The sequence below is a fragment of the Alteromonas sp. CyTr2 genome (genome assembly GCF_947311905.1).
Classification (GTDB): Bacteria; Pseudomonadota; Gammaproteobacteria; order Enterobacterales; family Alteromonadaceae; genus Alteromonas; species Alteromonas macleodii.
In genome coordinates, this window is sequence record NZ_CAMZMZ010000044.1 from 1 (window position 1) to 17524 (window position 17524).

A 17524-nucleotide genomic window follows, 5' to 3' on the forward strand; every position below is an offset into this window, starting at 1 on the left:
ACATTAAAAAATCCGATACCAGAGACTGATATCGGATTTTGAAGCCTTAAAAAGATCGGTCAACCGATCATGAAAATTTTCTTAACTGATCGGCATTAGGCAATAACGCCGGCTTTCTTTCTATAAAATGTAAGCAGTTGTAACGCTGCCCATTGGAGCAAACTACCCTTGGTTAGTTCGCTACAACACTTTCATCAGAAATTGGCAGTACAAGTGCGTCAGACGCAATATAACCCGCCACTTCTTTTTGCATTTCCGTTGTTACCGCTGCGCTCGCCGCAGGGCTTAAGCTAGAAGCATGAGCACCACTATTGAACTGTACAATTCCGCTAATTGGATCTGTACCAGGACCTTGCGTGGTTGTCACTTGCTCTAAGCCAATGGTCGCTGCCAGAGGAAGCTGACCTGACAATGGTAACGCTGTTGAAATTGGAATAACTTGATCCGGAAGGTTCGCGTCGCTGCCATCACCCACTACGGTCATCATATGAACTGGCGTATTGCTACCCAGTGTCTGAGCGTAGTTAGTAGGGTCACCAGCATCCATTACCGTTTGCGCAGCAAAAGCAAACTCTGCAAATACTGCATTTACTTGGGCAGCCTGCTCAGCAGTAAGATTTTCTTCAAAAATCGCTACCGCTGCGCGAAGTTGTTCTTCGCTCACATCAGTGGTTTCATACAGTTGATTTAGCAAGGCAACAAACTCTTCAGAAGCCTGAGACAGCAACAGACCTTTGATAAGAGGACCAAACCTGGCTGACTCAATTAGGAACTGAGCAACACCGCCCCCTGGAGACTCAAGAGAAGCTTGCTTGACAGCAAACATGCCATCAAGTGCTGCTAAATCGCCGCCCATCGACGTGTTTGCCACTGAAGCAAAATTACCACCAGTGATAGCGCCTAGAGACACACCCATAATCGATACACGTGACATATCAAACTTAACATTTTGCGCTGCTGTGGTATCGACAACTGCGTTTAGTCCTAAACGTAGACCAAGTAAATCTGACACGCTTTGGCGTAGATTGTCGCGAGCCGTAGGCAAGCTGGCAAGGTTCATATAGTGAGTTGCGCTAACCGTAGTCGCGTTCAGTTCATCTGTACCGTCGCCATTAAGGTCAAAACCGCGGCTACCGTGTAATGGTTGGTCGATTGCTACTGAAGCAATACCTGCTAGAGACAGTGTACCTGTAATGGCAAGCATATCTTCTTTTTTGCTGGTAATGCCGTGCGCTAAAATAACCACTGGCCAACCGGCTTCAGGCATGCTGATTGCTGGAAGATTTAACGCTTGAACTACGGCAGGATCGGGTATAGTTACTTGGACATCTAACGTTTCAGTTCCCATGTTTCCGCCAGTAGGCTGTGGATATGGGTTGAATTTAGTAATGTTTCTTGCGCTATCTAACATTTCGCCGTTAATACGAACGTCAGCAAGGCCTAGTGAAGAACACATTGCTGCATTAGGACCAGGTTCTGCGTCTGCAAGTAATTCTTGTGGCGCACCGGCTAAAACAATACCACTGTCACAAGCTGCCTTCCAGAAATCATTAACTGGCGCAAGCGGGTTCTCTGCACTTGGAACACCCAAGAAATAAGGCAATGCAATATTACCTTCATAACGTTGAGCTGCACAGAATGGACCGGCTTGCGCTAAAATGCCCGTAGAAACACCAACAGCAAATTCGTTCAGCGCACCCCATTGAGCAGAAAGTTGACCAGACGCCGTACCCGCAAGTCCTGCACAAGTTTCTAACAAGCTGAAATCAGTAGCGTCAATCGCTGCTTGAATATCATCAGGTTGACCTTGTTTACCCTGCTCTACTGCGCCAGCTATAACAGTAGCGTTTACAAGACCAAGTGCTTCCATGACATTAGGCGCTGCAGGTACATCGCTTACCGTGATTGCAGGTAGTGCAGTTGGAGCGGACGGGTCACCGCCAGCAGCCAGTTGTGCAAAACGGCTAATCATGACCTTCTTGATGGTATCAAGCGAGTTGGCAATAGACTGTGTGGTGAAAGCTGACACGTAAGTAATGTCTTCACGATCGAAACCCGCACCAAGCACTGGATTAACTAACGAATTAACTAAGCCTTGTAATTGAAGCTGTGCTGCACTTGATAGAGGATTAGTGTCGATGTCTTGTCTTACTGAGTCCCACGTAGTTGAACCCTGAACCGATTTGCCAGAAGAGTCTTTCAAATCAGTGGTCATTACTAACATGTAGCCCTGAGCTGCTTTTAGCGGCTTAAGAGGAACAAAAGTGATTGTGTTGCTATCAGCAAGGCTGAGTACGTAATCAACACCAAAGGTAAGTTGATCGCCAAGCTTACAACCCGCAGAAGGTGTTGTAACCTGCGCACAGTCAGGATCACTTTGGTCAAGACCTAACGTTGCTTCAAAAAGCAATACGCCAGAAGATAATGTACTTGCATCAAGCGATGCGCCAGCAGGTGTTTCTACATTAATTACAAACGGGTGTTGAGTTGACCAACCGTCTAACACGTTGAGTGCATTTTGCGGGTCAGCAAAATCTGTAGGGTCATCGACCGGAATATTCAGTGTGTAATCAAAGAAACCATCATCGCCTGGAAGCATCAGAAGGTCGTTTGGAATGTTCAAGTTCCCATTAGCTGGGTCAAAAACGATTCGTGAAAATGGTGTTTGGACTTCTGTTTCGGCCTGAATGTCGGAAAGGGTTTCATCGGAGCCACCACAGCCTGCTAGACCCAGCGCAAGGGCCACACTGGAACTTAATACGAGTTTTCTCATCTCTACTCCCTACAAGCATTGTTGTTATTCTGTGTCTAAAACTTAACTCTATTAAAAGTAGCTTGGTCTACCCTGTCTTTACAGGCGTAGATGATAGTTTTAAACATGTTAGACCAGTTGTATCTTCCTCAATCTTATTGACTTTGTTGCAACTTTGCAAAGTTTTGTTAACTACTTTTGTTAACTTTTTTTACGTTTGAAGAAATTTTCATTCATTGTTTTACTTGTGAGTCAGGCTGAGTATGATCTGGGGTTTGATTCTTAATTGGGTCTACAGGCCCCAATCATTGCGATATAAATGAACCTTTTGAAGGAAAATGATGAACGATTACAACGCACCAGCGGATTTATTGCGCGATAAAGTTATTCTTATCACCGGGGCTGGCGATGGAATTGGTGCACAAGCCGCAAAAACGTATGCTGCACATGGCGCTATTTGTATTTTATTAGGCCGCACCGTGTCTAAACTTGAAGCTGTGTACGACGACATTGTCGCAGCAGGTGGTCAAGAACCCGCCATTGTTCCTTTAGATATCAAAGGCGCAACGCCCTCTCATTATCAGCAAATGACGCAAACCATTATTGACCAGTTTGGCCGATTAGATGGTGTTCTTCACAATGCGAGTATTTTAGGCCACCTAAGTGCATTTAAAGATATTGATGCGCAAGAATGGCAAGACGTGATGCAAATTAACCTAAATGGCATGGTCTTCATGACACAAGCGCTTATTCCCGCTTTAGAGAAGGCAGAAAGTGCATCGGTAATTTTCACCACCTCTAGCGTAGGCAGAAAAGGTCGCGCATTTTGGGGAACGTACGCCGTATCAAAATTCGCAACAGAAGGCGTTATGCAAACCCTTGCTGATGAATATCGAAATAAGTCACTGCGCTTTAACTGTATTAATCCAGGTGGTACCCGCACACAAATGCGCGCTCAAGCGTTTCCAGCAGAAAACCCTGATACACTAAAAACACCTGAAGATATTATGCCTACGTATCTTTATCTTATGGGCGAAGACAGTAAGGAAACAACCGGACAGTCACTTGATTGCCAACCAAAGTAATTAACGAAAGCAATGTTCCATTAAACAAAAAAACCGCTTAAGCAGCACTTAAGCGGTTTTTTATTTACAGCGCATAAATGGCTAAAGGCCAGTGCCTACTCGCCCATTTTGGCCCATGTATCTCTTAGACCTACAGTGCGGTTAAAGACCGGCTTGTCGTCTGTGCTGTCTTTATCTACACAGAAGTAGCCAGTGCGTTCAAACTGCCATGCTCCTACTTCAGGAACATTGTCTGCCAATCCGGCTTCTACCCAACCGTGTTTTACTTCCAACGAGTCAGGGTTAATCGCATCGGTAAAGTTCTCTTCCGCAGCTGGGTTAGGCACGTTAAACAAGCGGTCGTAAAGCCTAAACTCTGCTGCCTGTGCTGTTGCTGCATCCACCCAATGAATAACACCTTTAACTTTGCGGCCATCAGCCGGATCTTTACCTAGAGTATCCGCGTCATAAGTACAAAAAACGGTTGTTACATTACCATTTTCATCTTTTTCAACGCGATTAGCTTTAACCACGTAGGCGTTGCGAAGACGAACTTCTTTATCAAGCACTAAGCGCTTAAACTTCTTGTTCGCCGACTCTCGGAAGTCTTCTGCTTCTATATACACTTCGCGACTGAAGCCGATGTTACGCGTACCCATACTTTCATCGTTAGGATGATTTGGCGCAACAAGCGTTTCTGTCTGGCCTTCCTCATAATTTTCGATAACGAGCTTTATTGGATCTAGTACGGCCATTGCGCGAGGAGCATTTGCATTTAGGTCGTCGCGTATGCACGCTTCTAGCATGGACATTTCAACCATGTTGTCCATCTTAGTCACACCAATGCGTTTACAAAACTCAACGATTGAACCCGGTGTGTAGCCGCGACGGCGTAAACCTGCAATGGTAGGCATGCGTGGGTCGTCCCAGCCATGTACATGGTTTTCGTCGACTAACTGAATAAGACGACGCTTGCTTAATACCGTATATTCTAGATTAAGACGTGAGAATTCATACTGTCTTGGCGTGCAGTCGATAGAAATGTTTTCGATAACCCAATCATAAAGACGACGGTTATCCTGGAACTCTAGTGTACACAGGGAGTGCGTTATTCCCTCAATGGCGTCTGAGATACAATGTGTAAAATCGTACATTGGATACACGCACCACTTATCACCAGTTTGATGATGGTGAGCATGCTTAACGCGATAAATTACCGGGTCACGCATACACATAAATGGCGATGCCATATCAATTTTCGCACGCAGACTACACTCACCTTCTTTATATTCGCCTGCCGTCATTTTGGCAAACTCACTGAGGTTAGTTTCAACGTCTGTATCGCGATAAGGGCTATTTTGACCAGGCTCTTTAAGTGTGCCACGCATTTCGCGCATAACGTCTTGCGCTGAAAAATCTACATAGGCTAAGCCTTTTTCAATAAGTTCAACGGCGTATTGGTGTAGTTGGTCAAAGTAATTCGATGAATAGCGCGCTTCTCCGTCCCACGTAAATCCAAGCCATTGCACATCTTCCTTAATTGAATTAACGAAGGTAATGTCTTCTTTTGCAGGGTTGGTATCGTCAAAGCGTAAATTGCACGTACCTGTGTAGTCTTGAGCAATACCAAAATTCAAGCAGATAGACTTGGCGTGGCCAATGTGTAAGAAGCCATTCGGCTCTGGTGGAAACCGTGTTTTAATTGCGTCATGTAGACCACTAGACAGGTCTTTATCAATAATCTGACGGATAAAATTGGTCGGACGGTGTTCAGTCTCGGCCATTCGCTTGTTCCCCTTATGCACGTAATATTTCAAAATCTCGCTGAGTATAACACTCTCGCAATTACTTCAACCATGTTTTATTCAAAGAAGCCTGACAAGTGATTGAATTAAGAGCGATCTGCAAATACCTTCTAAAACTAAATGCAGTTATGACTTCCAAAATATAAATAAGCACTGACGAAATCGTAACTTTGCGTGGCATTTGAGCGACTGCGTCTCAAAATGCGCGCGTCATTATAAAAATATGGTAATCTAAATTCGCGACAACAAGGTCGTAGCAGCAAATCATGGTGTTTATGAAAGAAAAAGCAACCTCTTTTGACATTGCCCACTTGGCAGGTGTTTCGCAGTCGACGGTTTCGCGAGCGTTAAATAATAGCCCGCTAGTTAATCAAGAAACTAGAGATCGCGTTCAGCGTATTGCCCGGGAACTCAATTACAAAGTGGATAAAAACGCAAGTAACTTGAGAAAGCAAAAGAGCAGCACAATTGCCCTACTCTTGTTTGAAGATCCTACGTCCGATGATTCGATGATTAATCCGTTCTTCCTAGCGATGCTCGGCAGTATTACCCGCGCGTGTGCGCAAGCAAACTATGATCTGCTTGTGTCCTTCCAAAATTTAGATGATGACTGGCACGCAGAATATGAAGACTCAAATAAGGCTGACGGCATTATTCTATTAGGATATGGCGACTATACTGATTACCAAAACAAAGTCGCGCAACTTGAATCGCAGGGCACCCACTTTGTTCGTTGGGGTGCGCCAGATGAAGCCCACCCAGGGGTTAGTATCGGTTGTGATAACTATCAAGGTGGCCAAAGCATAACGTCACATTTAATTGGCTTGGGTAAAACTTCCTTTGCGTTTATTGGCGACAACGGCGATCACGCCCCTGAATTCAAAGCGCGTTTTAACGGTTATTTTGAAACACTTCAATCTCATGGGCTTGATCAGTCAAGTGTTCAACGCAATGCTATTTCGACTGAGGGTGCGGGGTCAGAAGCGGTGAAATCATTGCTGCAAAGTGGCGAACTTCCCCAAGCAATTGTCTGCGCATCAGACCTTATTGCAATGGGCGTGCTTAGAGCGCTGCGCCAGGCAAAAGTGAATGTGCCTGATGATGTAGCCGTGGTTGGCTATGACAATATTGCGGTTTCAGCCTACACCACGCCTTCGCTCACCACTGTTCAGCAAAATACCAAACTGGCGGGAGAGTTATTGGTAAACACCTTATTAAAAGCCATTAACAACGAAGACGTTCAGGATTATTTAATGCCTGCGGATATTATTATTAGGCAGTCATGTGGCAGTGAGTAAGCGTGTGCAAATTACACGCTAGAAACTAAACAAAAAGCCCCGGGGCGTTATACAACCACGGGGCTTTTTTATTGTGCGCTAAACACGTTTTATTGGCGGGCCAACTGGTGCTTAATTTGAGCAAGTAATGCGCTGTTACTTACTTGACCTTCGCGCACCCATACCTGAACGCCATTGGGCTTAACCGTTGCGGTTAACGCATCACCGAGTTCTACCGTTTGCGTTTCTCCAGATAATTGTTCCGTCCAGTCGCCCGATTGCATAAAGTCACTAACCTCAAAAGATTGTGCGGCATTACCCTTATTAAGCAATACAAGTGCAGTCTGCTGTGTTTCTGCAGTATCAACAACGCGATAAAACGCCGCTTGATGACCGTCAAGTTCAACGTTGACTTGAACACCGCGCTGCAGTGCTACCGTGTTTTTACGCACATTGGCAATCTTTGTTAGCGCCTGTTGAATAGGATGTTTCTTGGCTTGGTCTAGGCGCTCTTGACCAACATAGTTACGATTGCCGGCATGTTCCGCCGTACCGCGCATGAAGCCAATTTCAGATCCCATGTATACAACCGGAATGCCTCTTACTGTAAACAACCAGTTATGCGCATTAATAAAGCCTTCATCAGTGGCATTAATGCGCGCCATATCGTGGTTATCGTAGAACGTAGTTAATTCATATGGATTGTTATATGGCCCGTGCGTAAGATGAAGCACCGTTTCTAAGTCAGCAAAGTCACTCTCTAGCGGCTTTTCAAATACATTCACCATGGCCTTTTGCATAGGAAAGTCTAATACACTGACGCCCCCATTTTTCGGTAACGTATGTTGGGCAATGTTGTTCGCCTCATAGTCAAATGCTTCGCCAAACATAAAAAAGTCAGGGTTTTGCTCGCGTATACGATCTGACGCTTCACGCCAAAACGCATGAGGCACATGCCTGATTGTATCTATTCTAAATGCATCAGCACCTTGAGAAATCCAATACAAATAGCTGTTGATGAGATAATCGCGTACGGCGGGGTTTTCGTCATCTAGATTAGAAAGCTTTACTAAATCTGGATAGTTGTGAAAAAAGCTATGAAGCGGGTTGTTTTCAGGGTCAAGCTCTTCAGGTGCCAAGTTTTGATGATCAGCAACCAGATTTCCATCACTGTCATATATTTCCCCGTAGCCGGGTAAGTCCTTTTCCATGGTGAAGCTTGGTGTGCCATGATTTGCCACAATATCAAACACGGACTTAAGGCCATGCTGACGCATTTTCGCCGTATAGTCACTAACGCTTAAATTGGCGCTAACCAAATGCTCGTCAGCTTTATAGAAATTCGTTGCCCAATAGCCGTGATAACCCGTTTTACCACCGTCTTTAAAGGCACCGCCATAAGTAATGGGTTCATCGCCATTAAACGCATAGTCCGGGTTATCGTGGACAGGCGTCATCCATACTGCCGTGAACCCCATATCTTTAATATAATCGGCGTTGTTTAAGATACCCTGTAAATCACCGCCCATGTAACCCACATAGGCTTTCTTACCTTCAGGACCTTCTAAGGGCAGTTGCCACGTAGGGTGATCGCCTCCCTGCTCTTCATGATTGTTCGAAGGGTCGCCGTCTACAAAACGATCTGTTACAACAAAGTACACCGCTTCGCTAGCAAATGGCGTAGTGGTACCCACGATAGCGTGGCTGTTTTCTTGTATATCGTTAGATGAAGGAACAGATGTACTCGAGCAGGCTGAGCAAAATAAACCAGCTAACGTTAATGCGATTGTTGTACGATTAAATGACATATTAAGCTCCCTGCGCTTCTTCAATTTCTTGCTTATCGGCCTCGTTCACGAAGAAAACTGAAACCGCACCAATTAACATAGAAACTCCGGCAACAACGATAATGTACTTTGCGTCGTTGTCGAAAACAGAACTTAGAATCCAGCCAGCAGTTAGGCCCGAAACAATTTGAGGGGCGGCAACGGTAAAGTTGAAGATACCCATATAAACACCCGTTTTATTTGCAGGTAACGCACCAGCTAACATAGCGTAAGGCATAGCAAGAATGGCAGCCCACGCTATACCTACGCCTACCATAGGGATTAACAGCTTCACTGCGCCCAAAGGTACTGTTACTTCAGTAATCACTAAGTTTACGTTGATCATCGTCAGGTCTTGGAATAACAAGAAGCTTACGTAGCTCAGGCCACCTAGCGCTAAAGACGAAGCGTAAACCGTTTTGCGACCAAACTTGTCAGCGAGTTTTGCTAAGAAAATAGAAAAAATAGCAGCAAATACCGAATACGCAGCAAATAGAATCCCTACCCAATCACCTGCGGCTCCCTTGGCCATGATGATGGTTTCAGGCACCATCGGGGCTGCAGCAATATAAGCTGGGTCAAACCACTGCTTATCTACATTCCATATATGCTGCGTAATAGCAGGTGTGGTGTATACCCACATAATAAAGAGCGCAAACCACGAGAAAAACTGCACGACAGCAAGTTGTTTCATCGTCTTTGGCATATCTTTTACTAACGTGAAAAACTCACTTAAGCGTTGTCCTAGCGGTGCTTTTTCAGTTGCAGGCTGCTCTTCGGTAAGCCCTTTATAGCGGTTGTATTCATCTGGTGCGTATTCTTTGGTACGAACTACCGTCCAAATGACCGTACCAAGCAGTACTGTAGCGCCAATGTAGAAAGCCCAAACAACAGAAGGTGCAACCTCACCCATTTGTGCCGTATTTTCAAGGCCAATAACATTGGTAAGTACAAATGGCAGTATTGAGCCGATAACTGCGCCTATATTAATCAGTAATGACTGAATCGAATAGCCAACATTGCGTTGTGACGGCGGTACCATGTCTGACACCAATGAGCGAAACGGCTGAAAACATACGTTAAACGACGCGTCCATAAGTGCAACCATTAACGCGCCCATTACCATAGGTGCCAAGAAGGCAACAAATATCGGCGCATTAGGCAGTAAAATCATACCCAATACTGCGGCGATTGCACCAGCAAGGATGAACGGGCGGCGTCGACCTAATCGATTCCACGTTCTATCAGATGCTGAGCCAACAATTGGTTGAACGATTAACCCCATGATTGGCGCGACGAGCCAAAATAGTGATAGCGAGTGAAGGTCTGCCCCTAAGTCTGAAAGGATACGACTTACGTTTGCGTTTTGCAGTGCAAAACCGAATTGAACACCTAGAAAGCCAAAGCTGACGTTCCATATTTGCCAGAAAGAAAGGCGTGGTTGAGTTGCTTGCATACTTTGCTCTATTTATTGTTTTACTATAGTTAATACGATTACTGCACAATGAAAACACTAGCAGACATTGCTGGTAAGCTTAAGGTATCCGTCGTCTTAAAAGATATCCCATCGCTAACACGTGTTAATGTCTGGTGTGTGCTTAGCACCTCTGCATACTTGTTTAGAGGCAGGTCCACTGGCTTTTTATTTAAGATGACCAATATTTTATCAGACTGATTAGTATTTGATTTATCAGCACCACTGGCTGAATCGACATTTGCCTCTCGAATATAGGTATAAACCCCATTCTCCGGTGCAAAATGCTTCAACAGGCCTCTAAACTGCAAAGGGTGTGATTTACGCAGTTGAAGTAAGCCCTTCACACGCTGCTGTGCCCAACGCTCATCATCCGTTAAACCGTGCCCGGTAAAAGCGTTTTTGTCATTGTCCGAAGGCCACCCGCCTGGAAAGTCAGAACGAATAATACCGTGGTCTTCACTGCCTTCGTTACCCATTAAAATTTCTGTACCGTAAAAAACTTGTGGAATACCGCGCGTAGTGAGCAATAGCGTCATAGCCATATTCCATTTGTCTTTATCATGACCGAGCTGAGTAAAAATGCGGCTCATATCGTGGTTATCAGGAAAGATGACCAAATTATTCGGGTCGCCGTACAAAAAGTCAGTAGCTAAAGTTTCGTATACAGAGATGAAGCCAGAATTCCAGCTTTCATCATTGCTCAACGCTTCAACGACTGCGGCTTGAAGCGGGAAATCCATTACCGATGGTAGAGCGCTATCGTAATCATCGTGGCGGTGGCTACCCGCCTGCCAATATGCCGTGATTGCGGGGTTAACTGACCACTCTTCCCCTACTATATTGAAATTCGGGTACTCGTCCATTATGCGGTTTGTCCATTGGCTCAAAAACGCCTTATCAGGATAGGAGTACGTATCCACTCGTATTCCACTTAGCCCAGCGCTTTCAACCCACCAAATCGCGTTTTGAATAAGGTAGTTCGCTAAATGCGGATTGCTCTGATTTAAGTCCGGCATGGTTGGCACAAACCAACCATCGCTAAACCCTTTTATATCGCTTGCTATGGCGTGAGGGTCGTGAAGAGCTTCACGCTTGTGGGTTGTCCCTACAAATTTACCATTGTTATTGATCCAGTCGTGTGACGGCGTATCTTTCATCCATAAATGATTGCGGCCTATATGGTTAAGTACCATATCCATTATAATGCCAAGCCCCTTTGATTTAGCTTCAGTACTTAACGCAATAAAATCGTCATTGGAACCAAATCTAGGGTCTATTTTGTAGTAATCCGTGGTGGAATAGCCATGATAACTGTATTTATCCATGGCATTTTCGAGCATGGGCATGGTCCATATTTGAGTAAAGCCCATATCCTGAATGTAGTTGAGGTTATCAACAATACCTTGAATGTCACCACCGTGGCGACCACCTTTGAATGAACGGTCTGCGGGATCGCCATAACCCTTAACATTATCATTTTCCTCATTACCATTGGCAAATCTGTCGGGGGCAATAAGATAAATAGCATCTTGAGGCCCAAAGCCTTCGCGCGACGCTGAGCCTTGTGCTCTTTTTTCTAACGTGTAAGTTAAATCACGGGTCGTACCATCGCTGTCAGTAAGCCTGATAACGAGTTCCTGGGCACTAACATTCGACGTGTCTAGCGTTACGAATAGATAGTTTTCACTATCAAGGGCTTGGCTATGCTTAACGCTTACATCGCCTTTCGCTATTGAAACAGTGTCATCGGCAACATCATCACCATAAAGCATCAATTCTACATTACTGTTTTGCATACCAACCCACCAATTCGGCGGGTAAACATTAATGCCACTGTTTGCAGATGATTGAACCGAGAACAAAGGAAATGTAGTGATACAGCTGAGGAGAAGCGGAATTGCGCGCTTTTGGATTTTTTTATGACCACTGTCATTAGTTACACGATTACGTTTTGGCACATCAACCCCATGTTAAAAATACGTTAAGTACAAGATGGTGATGAGATACTACCTTGCCCGTCCGAACTGACCAATGCTCTGCATACGTATTCACGAAACACCATGTAAAAAAACATGGTGTTTCGCGTTAACTCAGCAGCATGTGATAAAACCTAATTAGAAGGCGAATACTTTAGTCTCAAGCCCTTCCAATGAGAACGAAGCGTTGTAGTAAATGCCCTCTTTTTCTAGTGTTATGCCTTCATGAGAAAGCATAGGCGCTAGCGTGATCCGATCGCTATCTTCACCAAAAACATTTGAAGGAACAACAAGCTTCATTGCACCTGTAGGCTTATCGTTAAAATTAGCCACTACCACAAATCCGTGCTCACCTTGCGCGCGCACAAAAGCAAATTGCTGCTCAGTATAGGCTGAATCTTTCACATCAAGATTGAGCGCGTGCAGGCTTTGATATTCACCTGTAACTGCAGGGTTTGTGGCAGCAATAGCCATCACGTCTTGGTAAAATTGGTGAAGTGCTTTTTCATCTTCGGTAGATTTCCCTGCATCAAACTTACCGTCGTTCATAAAACGCTGATGGGCAGGAACACCTACATAATCGAAAATTGACGTACGTGTTGGATCTCCAAAACCTGTCTCTTCGCTACCGTCTTCACCCACATCTTGACCAAAGTACAACAGCGTAGGCGAACTGCTAATAAGCGCACTCACTGCGAGCGCGGGTTTACCTTTCTGGGCACTACCGGCAAAGTCGGGGCTGGCTATACGTTGTTCGTCGTGATTTTCTAAAAAATGAAGCATATGCGGGGCGATATCATTGATTTCATCATGAATAGTAACCAGTTTGCTTACTTCTCCACTCCCCTGCATAATCGTTTTTAATGTGTCGTAGAAACCCACCTTGTCGTAAAGGTAGTCCATTTTGCCTTGGTGGATATACTCGCGATACTTATCTGGTTGATAAACTTCCGCTAGCAAGAACGCATTAGGTGCCTTTTGTTTAATACTGCTATTTAGAAACGACCAAAACTCAACAGGCACCATTTCGGCCATATCGTAGCGGAAACCGTCGACACCTTTATCTATCCAATAATGTGCAATATCTCTGAATTTATACCACGAATCTGGTACGTCTTTTCCTTGCCAAAATGCGGCATGTTCTTCAAAAGACTTATCACTGTACTCTTCAGGTAAAACTGGAAAGTCGTAAGTGCCGTCAGGCTTCACACCATAGTTCACTTTTACGGTCTCGTACCAGTCGTTTATATCCGGTTTCGAAGCTCTAGCACCGTTGCCTGTCCATTTTGCTGGAAACTCTTCGAACTTACCGTCAGATAGTGGATGCTTTTCACCACCTAGAGGTTGATAGTTATCAGCTGTGGGCACTTGAAACGCTTCACCTACTACATAGTAAAAGTTGTTATCACGGGCGTATTCAACAGACGTGTCGTCGTGCGCGCCGAAATCACTTACACCTTCAGGTGCAGAAAGTGAATGGTAATCACGGGCGACATGATTAGGCACAATATCGATAATAACCTTCATTCCCGCTGCGTGAGTCCTGGCAATTAGCGCTTCAAATTCTTCTAAACGCTTGGCTGGATCATCGGCTAGGTCTGGATTAACGTTGTAGTAATCTTTAACTGCGTAGGGAGAGCCCGCTCTGCCTTTCACTACATCTGGGTCGTCGTTTGAAATACCAAAATCAGTGTAGTCATTAATCACCGCATGGTGCGGCACACCGGTATACCAGATATGACTGGTTCCCAAAGATTTTATGGCCTTTAGCGCTTCGGGAGTAAAATCACTAAACTTACCTACCCCATTGTGCTCAATTGTGCCCCAAGGCTGGTTATTTGTATTCGTGTTTCCAAACAAGCGAGTAAAAACTTGATAAACGACCGGTTTACCTTGCCTTTCAGCCGAATCGTTTAGCGTCGAACTTTCGCCGCTTTGACCAAATGGTTTCAGACTAGCGTCTTTGATCACCGGTTTTTGATTATTCACTGGAGAGGTCGGCCCTGTACACGCTGTTAATCCAATTGACAGCATAGCAATTGACAAGGGTTTAAGACAAAAACGAAATTGGAAATTTGGCATGGTAATCATTGTGATAAACGTAAATTATGCCAACAGGATACGCGTTAACTGGATGTTAAAAAACATGCATACGTATTCAAACATAAAAAAACCGCCTGACGAGGCGGCTTAGTATTCCAGATAGCATAGTGTCATGCTGCATGGGCTATGCGAAGCGGCTTTCGAGTGTGCTCAATGGTGGGAACGGCCACATCGCCAATAGCTTGTAACGCACTATTTAGTTCTGAATGAATCTTTCTGTGAAAACCTTTTAGTGGTTTTGCTAAATCATCAAGCAGTACGTGCGGTGACAATCTATATGGCATACGTTTGCCATTGAATTCAATAGCTTCACCTACTGGATTAAAATGAATACCGAATGCCTTCATTCTTCTTGCTAACTTAGGCTCCATTAGCACATAGGCATGCTTAACGTTTAAATGAAGGCACACACTCGTTGCCATTAAGTACAGCGCAATTGAAAGATAAGGAAAATGCTCAACGTTAAATGGAACATTTTTCTTTTGTTTAACTTTTTCAATTTTTTCAGAGGGTAGGATTTTAGAGCGTAACTGTCGCACTCTAAATTCTCTCGGTATTGCAAGGCGAGAGATTTCACAGACGCTTTGTGGAGACAAGTTTGAAGGTAGCAATGCACCATCGCCAATTACTTCCGCACACTTTTCTTCTAATGGAAGTTCCAAGCCAGCTTCAGTTGGCAAGACCAACCTTATCGTGCCTGCACACTCTCCTGTTGGCAAATGCTTGATGTAGCAATTGATCGCGCGATCATCAAACTTATCTTTTTCTAATTCAGTGGCATTTTTCTGCTCGAAGTTCATTTCTTCACAATACACTTTGTGTCGCGTTTTATAACTCACCTGCTTTTCACTTTCTTCGTTAGCAATCACAAGTTCGTAACGACTAAAGAAGAAATTAGAAATACTCTCTTCGAGTGAGAAACGACTAGGGAGTACCCTAGAAAATGTTTGTGGTAGTCGACTCAGTTTGTTAGACACGGCGCCATTAAACGCTCGAACTGCGTTCATTGTTCTCATCTTCAACGCAAAGCTCCCCTGATTTAATTTATTATTAGGCTTGTGGGTAACTTCCTGTTCGCAACGACAGCCTTAGTTATTTAATTACTATTTAATCTTAGATTTGTTATTCGTATCTCTACTTTGTCTGATAAGTGCATCCCCACTTACGTAATCAGACTTTGACAGACGGTCATACAGCAACACATTTGCTGTGGCCGCTAAATTCATGCATGAAAAAGTAGGAACGTAGACAACATGATCGCACCAAGACAAAACGTCTTCGCCAATACTGCCATCTTCAGGACCTAGCAAGTAAAACGCATTGCTCGGGTGCTCAAACAAAGGTAGTGGTGTAGCACCCTCTACCAGTTCAACCGCTACGACTGACGCACCTTCAGGCACTACTTCTTTTAAGTCGTCGACCCCAATGGTCGGAATGACTTTATGAAACGCTTTCGTATCCGCATTAAAATCTTTAGCAAATCGATAGCGCTGACCAGTATAAAAAACGCTGGCCACACCATAACAACCTGCAGCTCGCAGTATAGAAGCAACATTTACGGGATTTTTCGGGTTTATTAACCCAATTGACATTTTCTGATTCGCAATTTGCACGTTTGTATTTATTTTATTTTTTATTCAGCGTTTGATATTGCCACGTTCTTTCTCACGCTTCTAGACAGGTTAGCGTAAACTAACCTTAAGTATGATTAAATTTATCTAAAAAGCGGTAGACACAAAACTCGCGATTCAACTATGCCAATAAGCACTGGTCTCCCCTTGTTATCGAGAAGCACGTGATATTGCAAAGCGTGGTCGATTATAATTTCTATATTTTAATAACGTGTGACAGTTTGGTCTATTTACTCAATCCCTTTTTTAAGAAGGATTTAATGTTGAGATAAATGAACCATCTGACATCTTCGCTTCGTTAAAAAAACAGCGTTTATTGCCACCTGTTCAGCAAGATGCAGACCAGTTTAATGAAAATATTGCACATTGCCTGCAAAGTTTACATAAGAATGCTTCATAAACTCGATAAAATTCATTTTTTTCAAAATGTTACTAAAATAGGAAAAATGGCAACTTATGTTCAAACGGGAAGACAACAGCGCTAGTTATAAGCGATGTAAGGGAAATAGCGTTGCTAAATTCAACAATTCACGCTGTGTAAGACTGGTACTAGAAGTAAGAATTAGTAACTTAAGTTTAAACTGTTGCCAAATTGAAACAGGCTAAAATACTGAAAATTAAAGTTTTATTGGAGATAAAAAAAAGCTTGGAAAAAAAACCAAGCTCTATAAGCCTTTTGTTGCGATTTGCATACAGGCTTTGTACAGAAAGAAGAAATCAGTCTGGTAGCTATGCGCTTTTGCGCTGTCTTTCCACTGAATTCTCATAGCAATGTTTAAGATAGCGTCTTGCCATGCGCCGCCCTTGACCGTAGCCTCGCAATAACTTCTTCTTATCCATAGTTAAACGCTTAACGCAAAAAGCTTCATCAGGCGCTATCACACGGATTGTGCAGTTGTCGGGTGGATTATTGAGAAAAGCTAACGTTTCGTTATAAATGGCGGCACGCTGCAACATCTTATCGAGTAGCGCAGGCTGGTTGCCATACATCTTTTGCATTAGCCAAACAGACTTTACTTCTGGTTTTGTAAAACCTAACGGTTGAGAAAGAATAACCGTGATATCCTTCGCACCCATTTTGTATGCTTGGATAGCAGGTATTGCATCTGCCACTCCCCCGTCCAAGTATCGCGTACCGTTTATTGAAATTTCGTCTCGGTATGCAGTTGGCAACGCACAGGAAGCTACCATTAAATCATCAACATTATCTTTGGTGGCTTGTATATATTCACATTCACCTGACTCTGCATTAGTAATCCCAACATACAGTGGCATGCTGCTTTTTTCACCTGGTGCAGGAATATTCATGGACTGTTTAGAGTGATGCCATAGCCAATGGACATCTGTCATGTGCCCACCTTTTATGAAACGAAGCGGGCTAAAAAACTCCCTCTTTGTGGCGTATTGCGTGATGATGGTTTTACTAAGCCCATGCATTTTCGACACGTAGGTTGAAAGATTAGTTGCGCCAGCTGAAACACCAATCGCGAAGTCGAACGAATGGTAGTCATGCTCCATGAATTTGTCTAACACGCCTGCTGCAAAAACTCCGCGCATAGCGCCACCTTCAACAACAAGTGCACGTTTCATTTTCATCTCCTTTTGAATAAATT

At 44.0% G+C, this 17524-nt stretch carries 11 protein-coding genes; 2 read left to right on the forward strand and 9 right to left on the reverse strand.

Annotated features, from left to right (window positions below):
• Positions 1-172 precede the first annotated feature (172 nt).
• Positions 173-2773, reverse strand: a complete 2601-nt coding sequence (locus tag QME20_RS17430) for a VolA/Pla-1 family phospholipase (protein WP_281716308.1) — start codon at positions 2771-2773, stop codon at positions 173-175.
• A gap of 320 nt (positions 2774-3093) precedes the next feature.
• On the opposite strand from QME20_RS17430, the gene QME20_RS17435 reads away from it, so the two are divergent.
• Entirely contained in the window at positions 3094-3837 is a 744-nt protein-coding gene (locus QME20_RS17435; RefSeq protein WP_014949464.1) for a YciK family oxidoreductase, read from the forward strand.
• 95 nt (positions 3838-3932) lie between these two features.
• Here QME20_RS17435 and glnS read toward each other — a convergent pair whose 3' ends face one another.
• Positions 3933-5600: a glutamine--tRNA ligase gene (gene glnS, locus QME20_RS17440; protein WP_061094981.1), complete on the reverse strand. Its 1668-nt coding sequence runs from the start codon at positions 5598-5600 to the stop codon at positions 3933-3935.
• Between the two features lie 296 nt (positions 5601-5896).
• On the opposite strand from glnS, the gene QME20_RS17445 reads away from it, so the two are divergent.
• Entirely contained in the window at positions 5897-6919 is a 1023-nt protein-coding gene (locus tag QME20_RS17445; RefSeq protein ID WP_281716309.1) for a LacI family DNA-binding transcriptional regulator, read from the forward strand.
• Between the two features lie 89 nt (positions 6920-7008).
• Here QME20_RS17445 and QME20_RS17450 read toward each other — a convergent pair whose 3' ends face one another.
• The 7 genes from QME20_RS17450 to QME20_RS17480 all read right to left on the reverse strand — a co-directional run bounded on the left by QME20_RS17450 (position 7009) and on the right by QME20_RS17480 (position 17501).
• On the reverse strand, positions 7009-8706 hold the full coding sequence (locus tag QME20_RS17450; protein ID WP_281716310.1) for an alpha-amylase family glycosyl hydrolase: 1698 nt from the start codon (positions 8704-8706) through the stop codon (positions 7009-7011).
• 1 nt (position 8707) lies between these two features.
• Positions 8708-10180, reverse strand: coding sequence for an MFS transporter (locus QME20_RS17455; RefSeq protein WP_061094979.1), 1473 nt, complete (start codon positions 10178-10180; stop codon positions 8708-8710).
• Positions 10181-10218: 38 nt separating this feature from the next.
• Positions 10219-12159, reverse strand: coding sequence for a glycoside hydrolase family 13 protein (locus tag QME20_RS17460; RefSeq protein ID WP_281716311.1), 1941 nt, complete (start codon positions 12157-12159; stop codon positions 10219-10221).
• Positions 12160-12315: 156 nt separating this feature from the next.
• A complete protein-coding gene (locus QME20_RS17465) occupies positions 12316-14268 on the reverse strand; it encodes an alpha-amylase family protein (RefSeq protein WP_168533986.1) in 1953 nt (650 codons plus the stop codon).
• A 122-nt stretch (positions 14269-14390) separates the two neighbouring features.
• A complete protein-coding gene (locus tag QME20_RS17470) occupies positions 14391-15287 on the reverse strand; it encodes a PEP-CTERM/exosortase system-associated acyltransferase (protein ID WP_281716312.1) in 897 nt (298 codons plus the stop codon).
• Between the two features lie 96 nt (positions 15288-15383).
• Complete coding sequence (locus tag QME20_RS17475; RefSeq protein WP_207198495.1) at positions 15384-15872, reverse strand: RNA methyltransferase; 489 nt, start codon at positions 15870-15872, stop codon at positions 15384-15386.
• 768 nt (positions 15873-16640) lie between these two features.
• Positions 16641-17501, reverse strand: a complete 861-nt coding sequence (locus QME20_RS17480; RefSeq protein WP_281716313.1) for a patatin family protein — start codon at positions 17499-17501, stop codon at positions 16641-16643.
• Between the last annotated feature and the right edge of the window lie 23 nt (positions 17502-17524).

What these genes read in the sequence shown, in the direction of transcription:
- QME20_RS17430 (WP_281716308.1), bottom strand. Translation starts at nt 2,773, where the DNA reads ATGAGAAAACTCGTATTAAGTTCCAGTGTGGCCCTTGCGCTGGGTCTA.
- QME20_RS17435 (WP_014949464.1), top strand. Translation starts at nt 3,094, where the DNA reads ATGAACGATTACAACGCACCAGCGGATTTATTGCGCGATAAAGTTATT.
- glnS (WP_061094981.1), bottom strand. Translation starts at nt 5,600, where the DNA reads ATGGCCGAGACTGAACACCGTCCGACCAATTTTATCCGTCAGATTATT.
- QME20_RS17445 (WP_281716309.1), top strand. Translation starts at nt 5,897, where the DNA reads ATGAAAGAAAAAGCAACCTCTTTTGACATTGCCCACTTGGCAGGTGTT.
- QME20_RS17450 (WP_281716310.1), bottom strand. Translation starts at nt 8,706, where the DNA reads ATGTCATTTAATCGTACAACAATCGCATTAACGTTAGCTGGTTTATTT.
- QME20_RS17455 (WP_061094979.1), bottom strand. Translation starts at nt 10,180, where the DNA reads ATGCAAGCAACTCAACCACGCCTTTCTTTCTGGCAAATATGGAACGTC.
- QME20_RS17465 (WP_168533986.1), bottom strand. Translation starts at nt 14,268, where the DNA reads ATGATTACCATGCCAAATTTCCAATTTCGTTTTTGTCTTAAACCCTTG.
- QME20_RS17470 (WP_281716312.1), bottom strand. Translation starts at nt 15,287, where the DNA reads ATGAACGCAGTTCGAGCGTTTAATGGCGCCGTGTCTAACAAACTGAGT.
- QME20_RS17475 (WP_207198495.1), bottom strand. Translation starts at nt 15,872, where the DNA reads ATGTCAATTGGGTTAATAAACCCGAAAAATCCCGTAAATGTTGCTTCT.
- QME20_RS17480 (WP_281716313.1), bottom strand. Translation starts at nt 17,501, where the DNA reads ATGAAACGTGCACTTGTTGTTGAAGGTGGCGCTATGCGCGGAGTTTTT.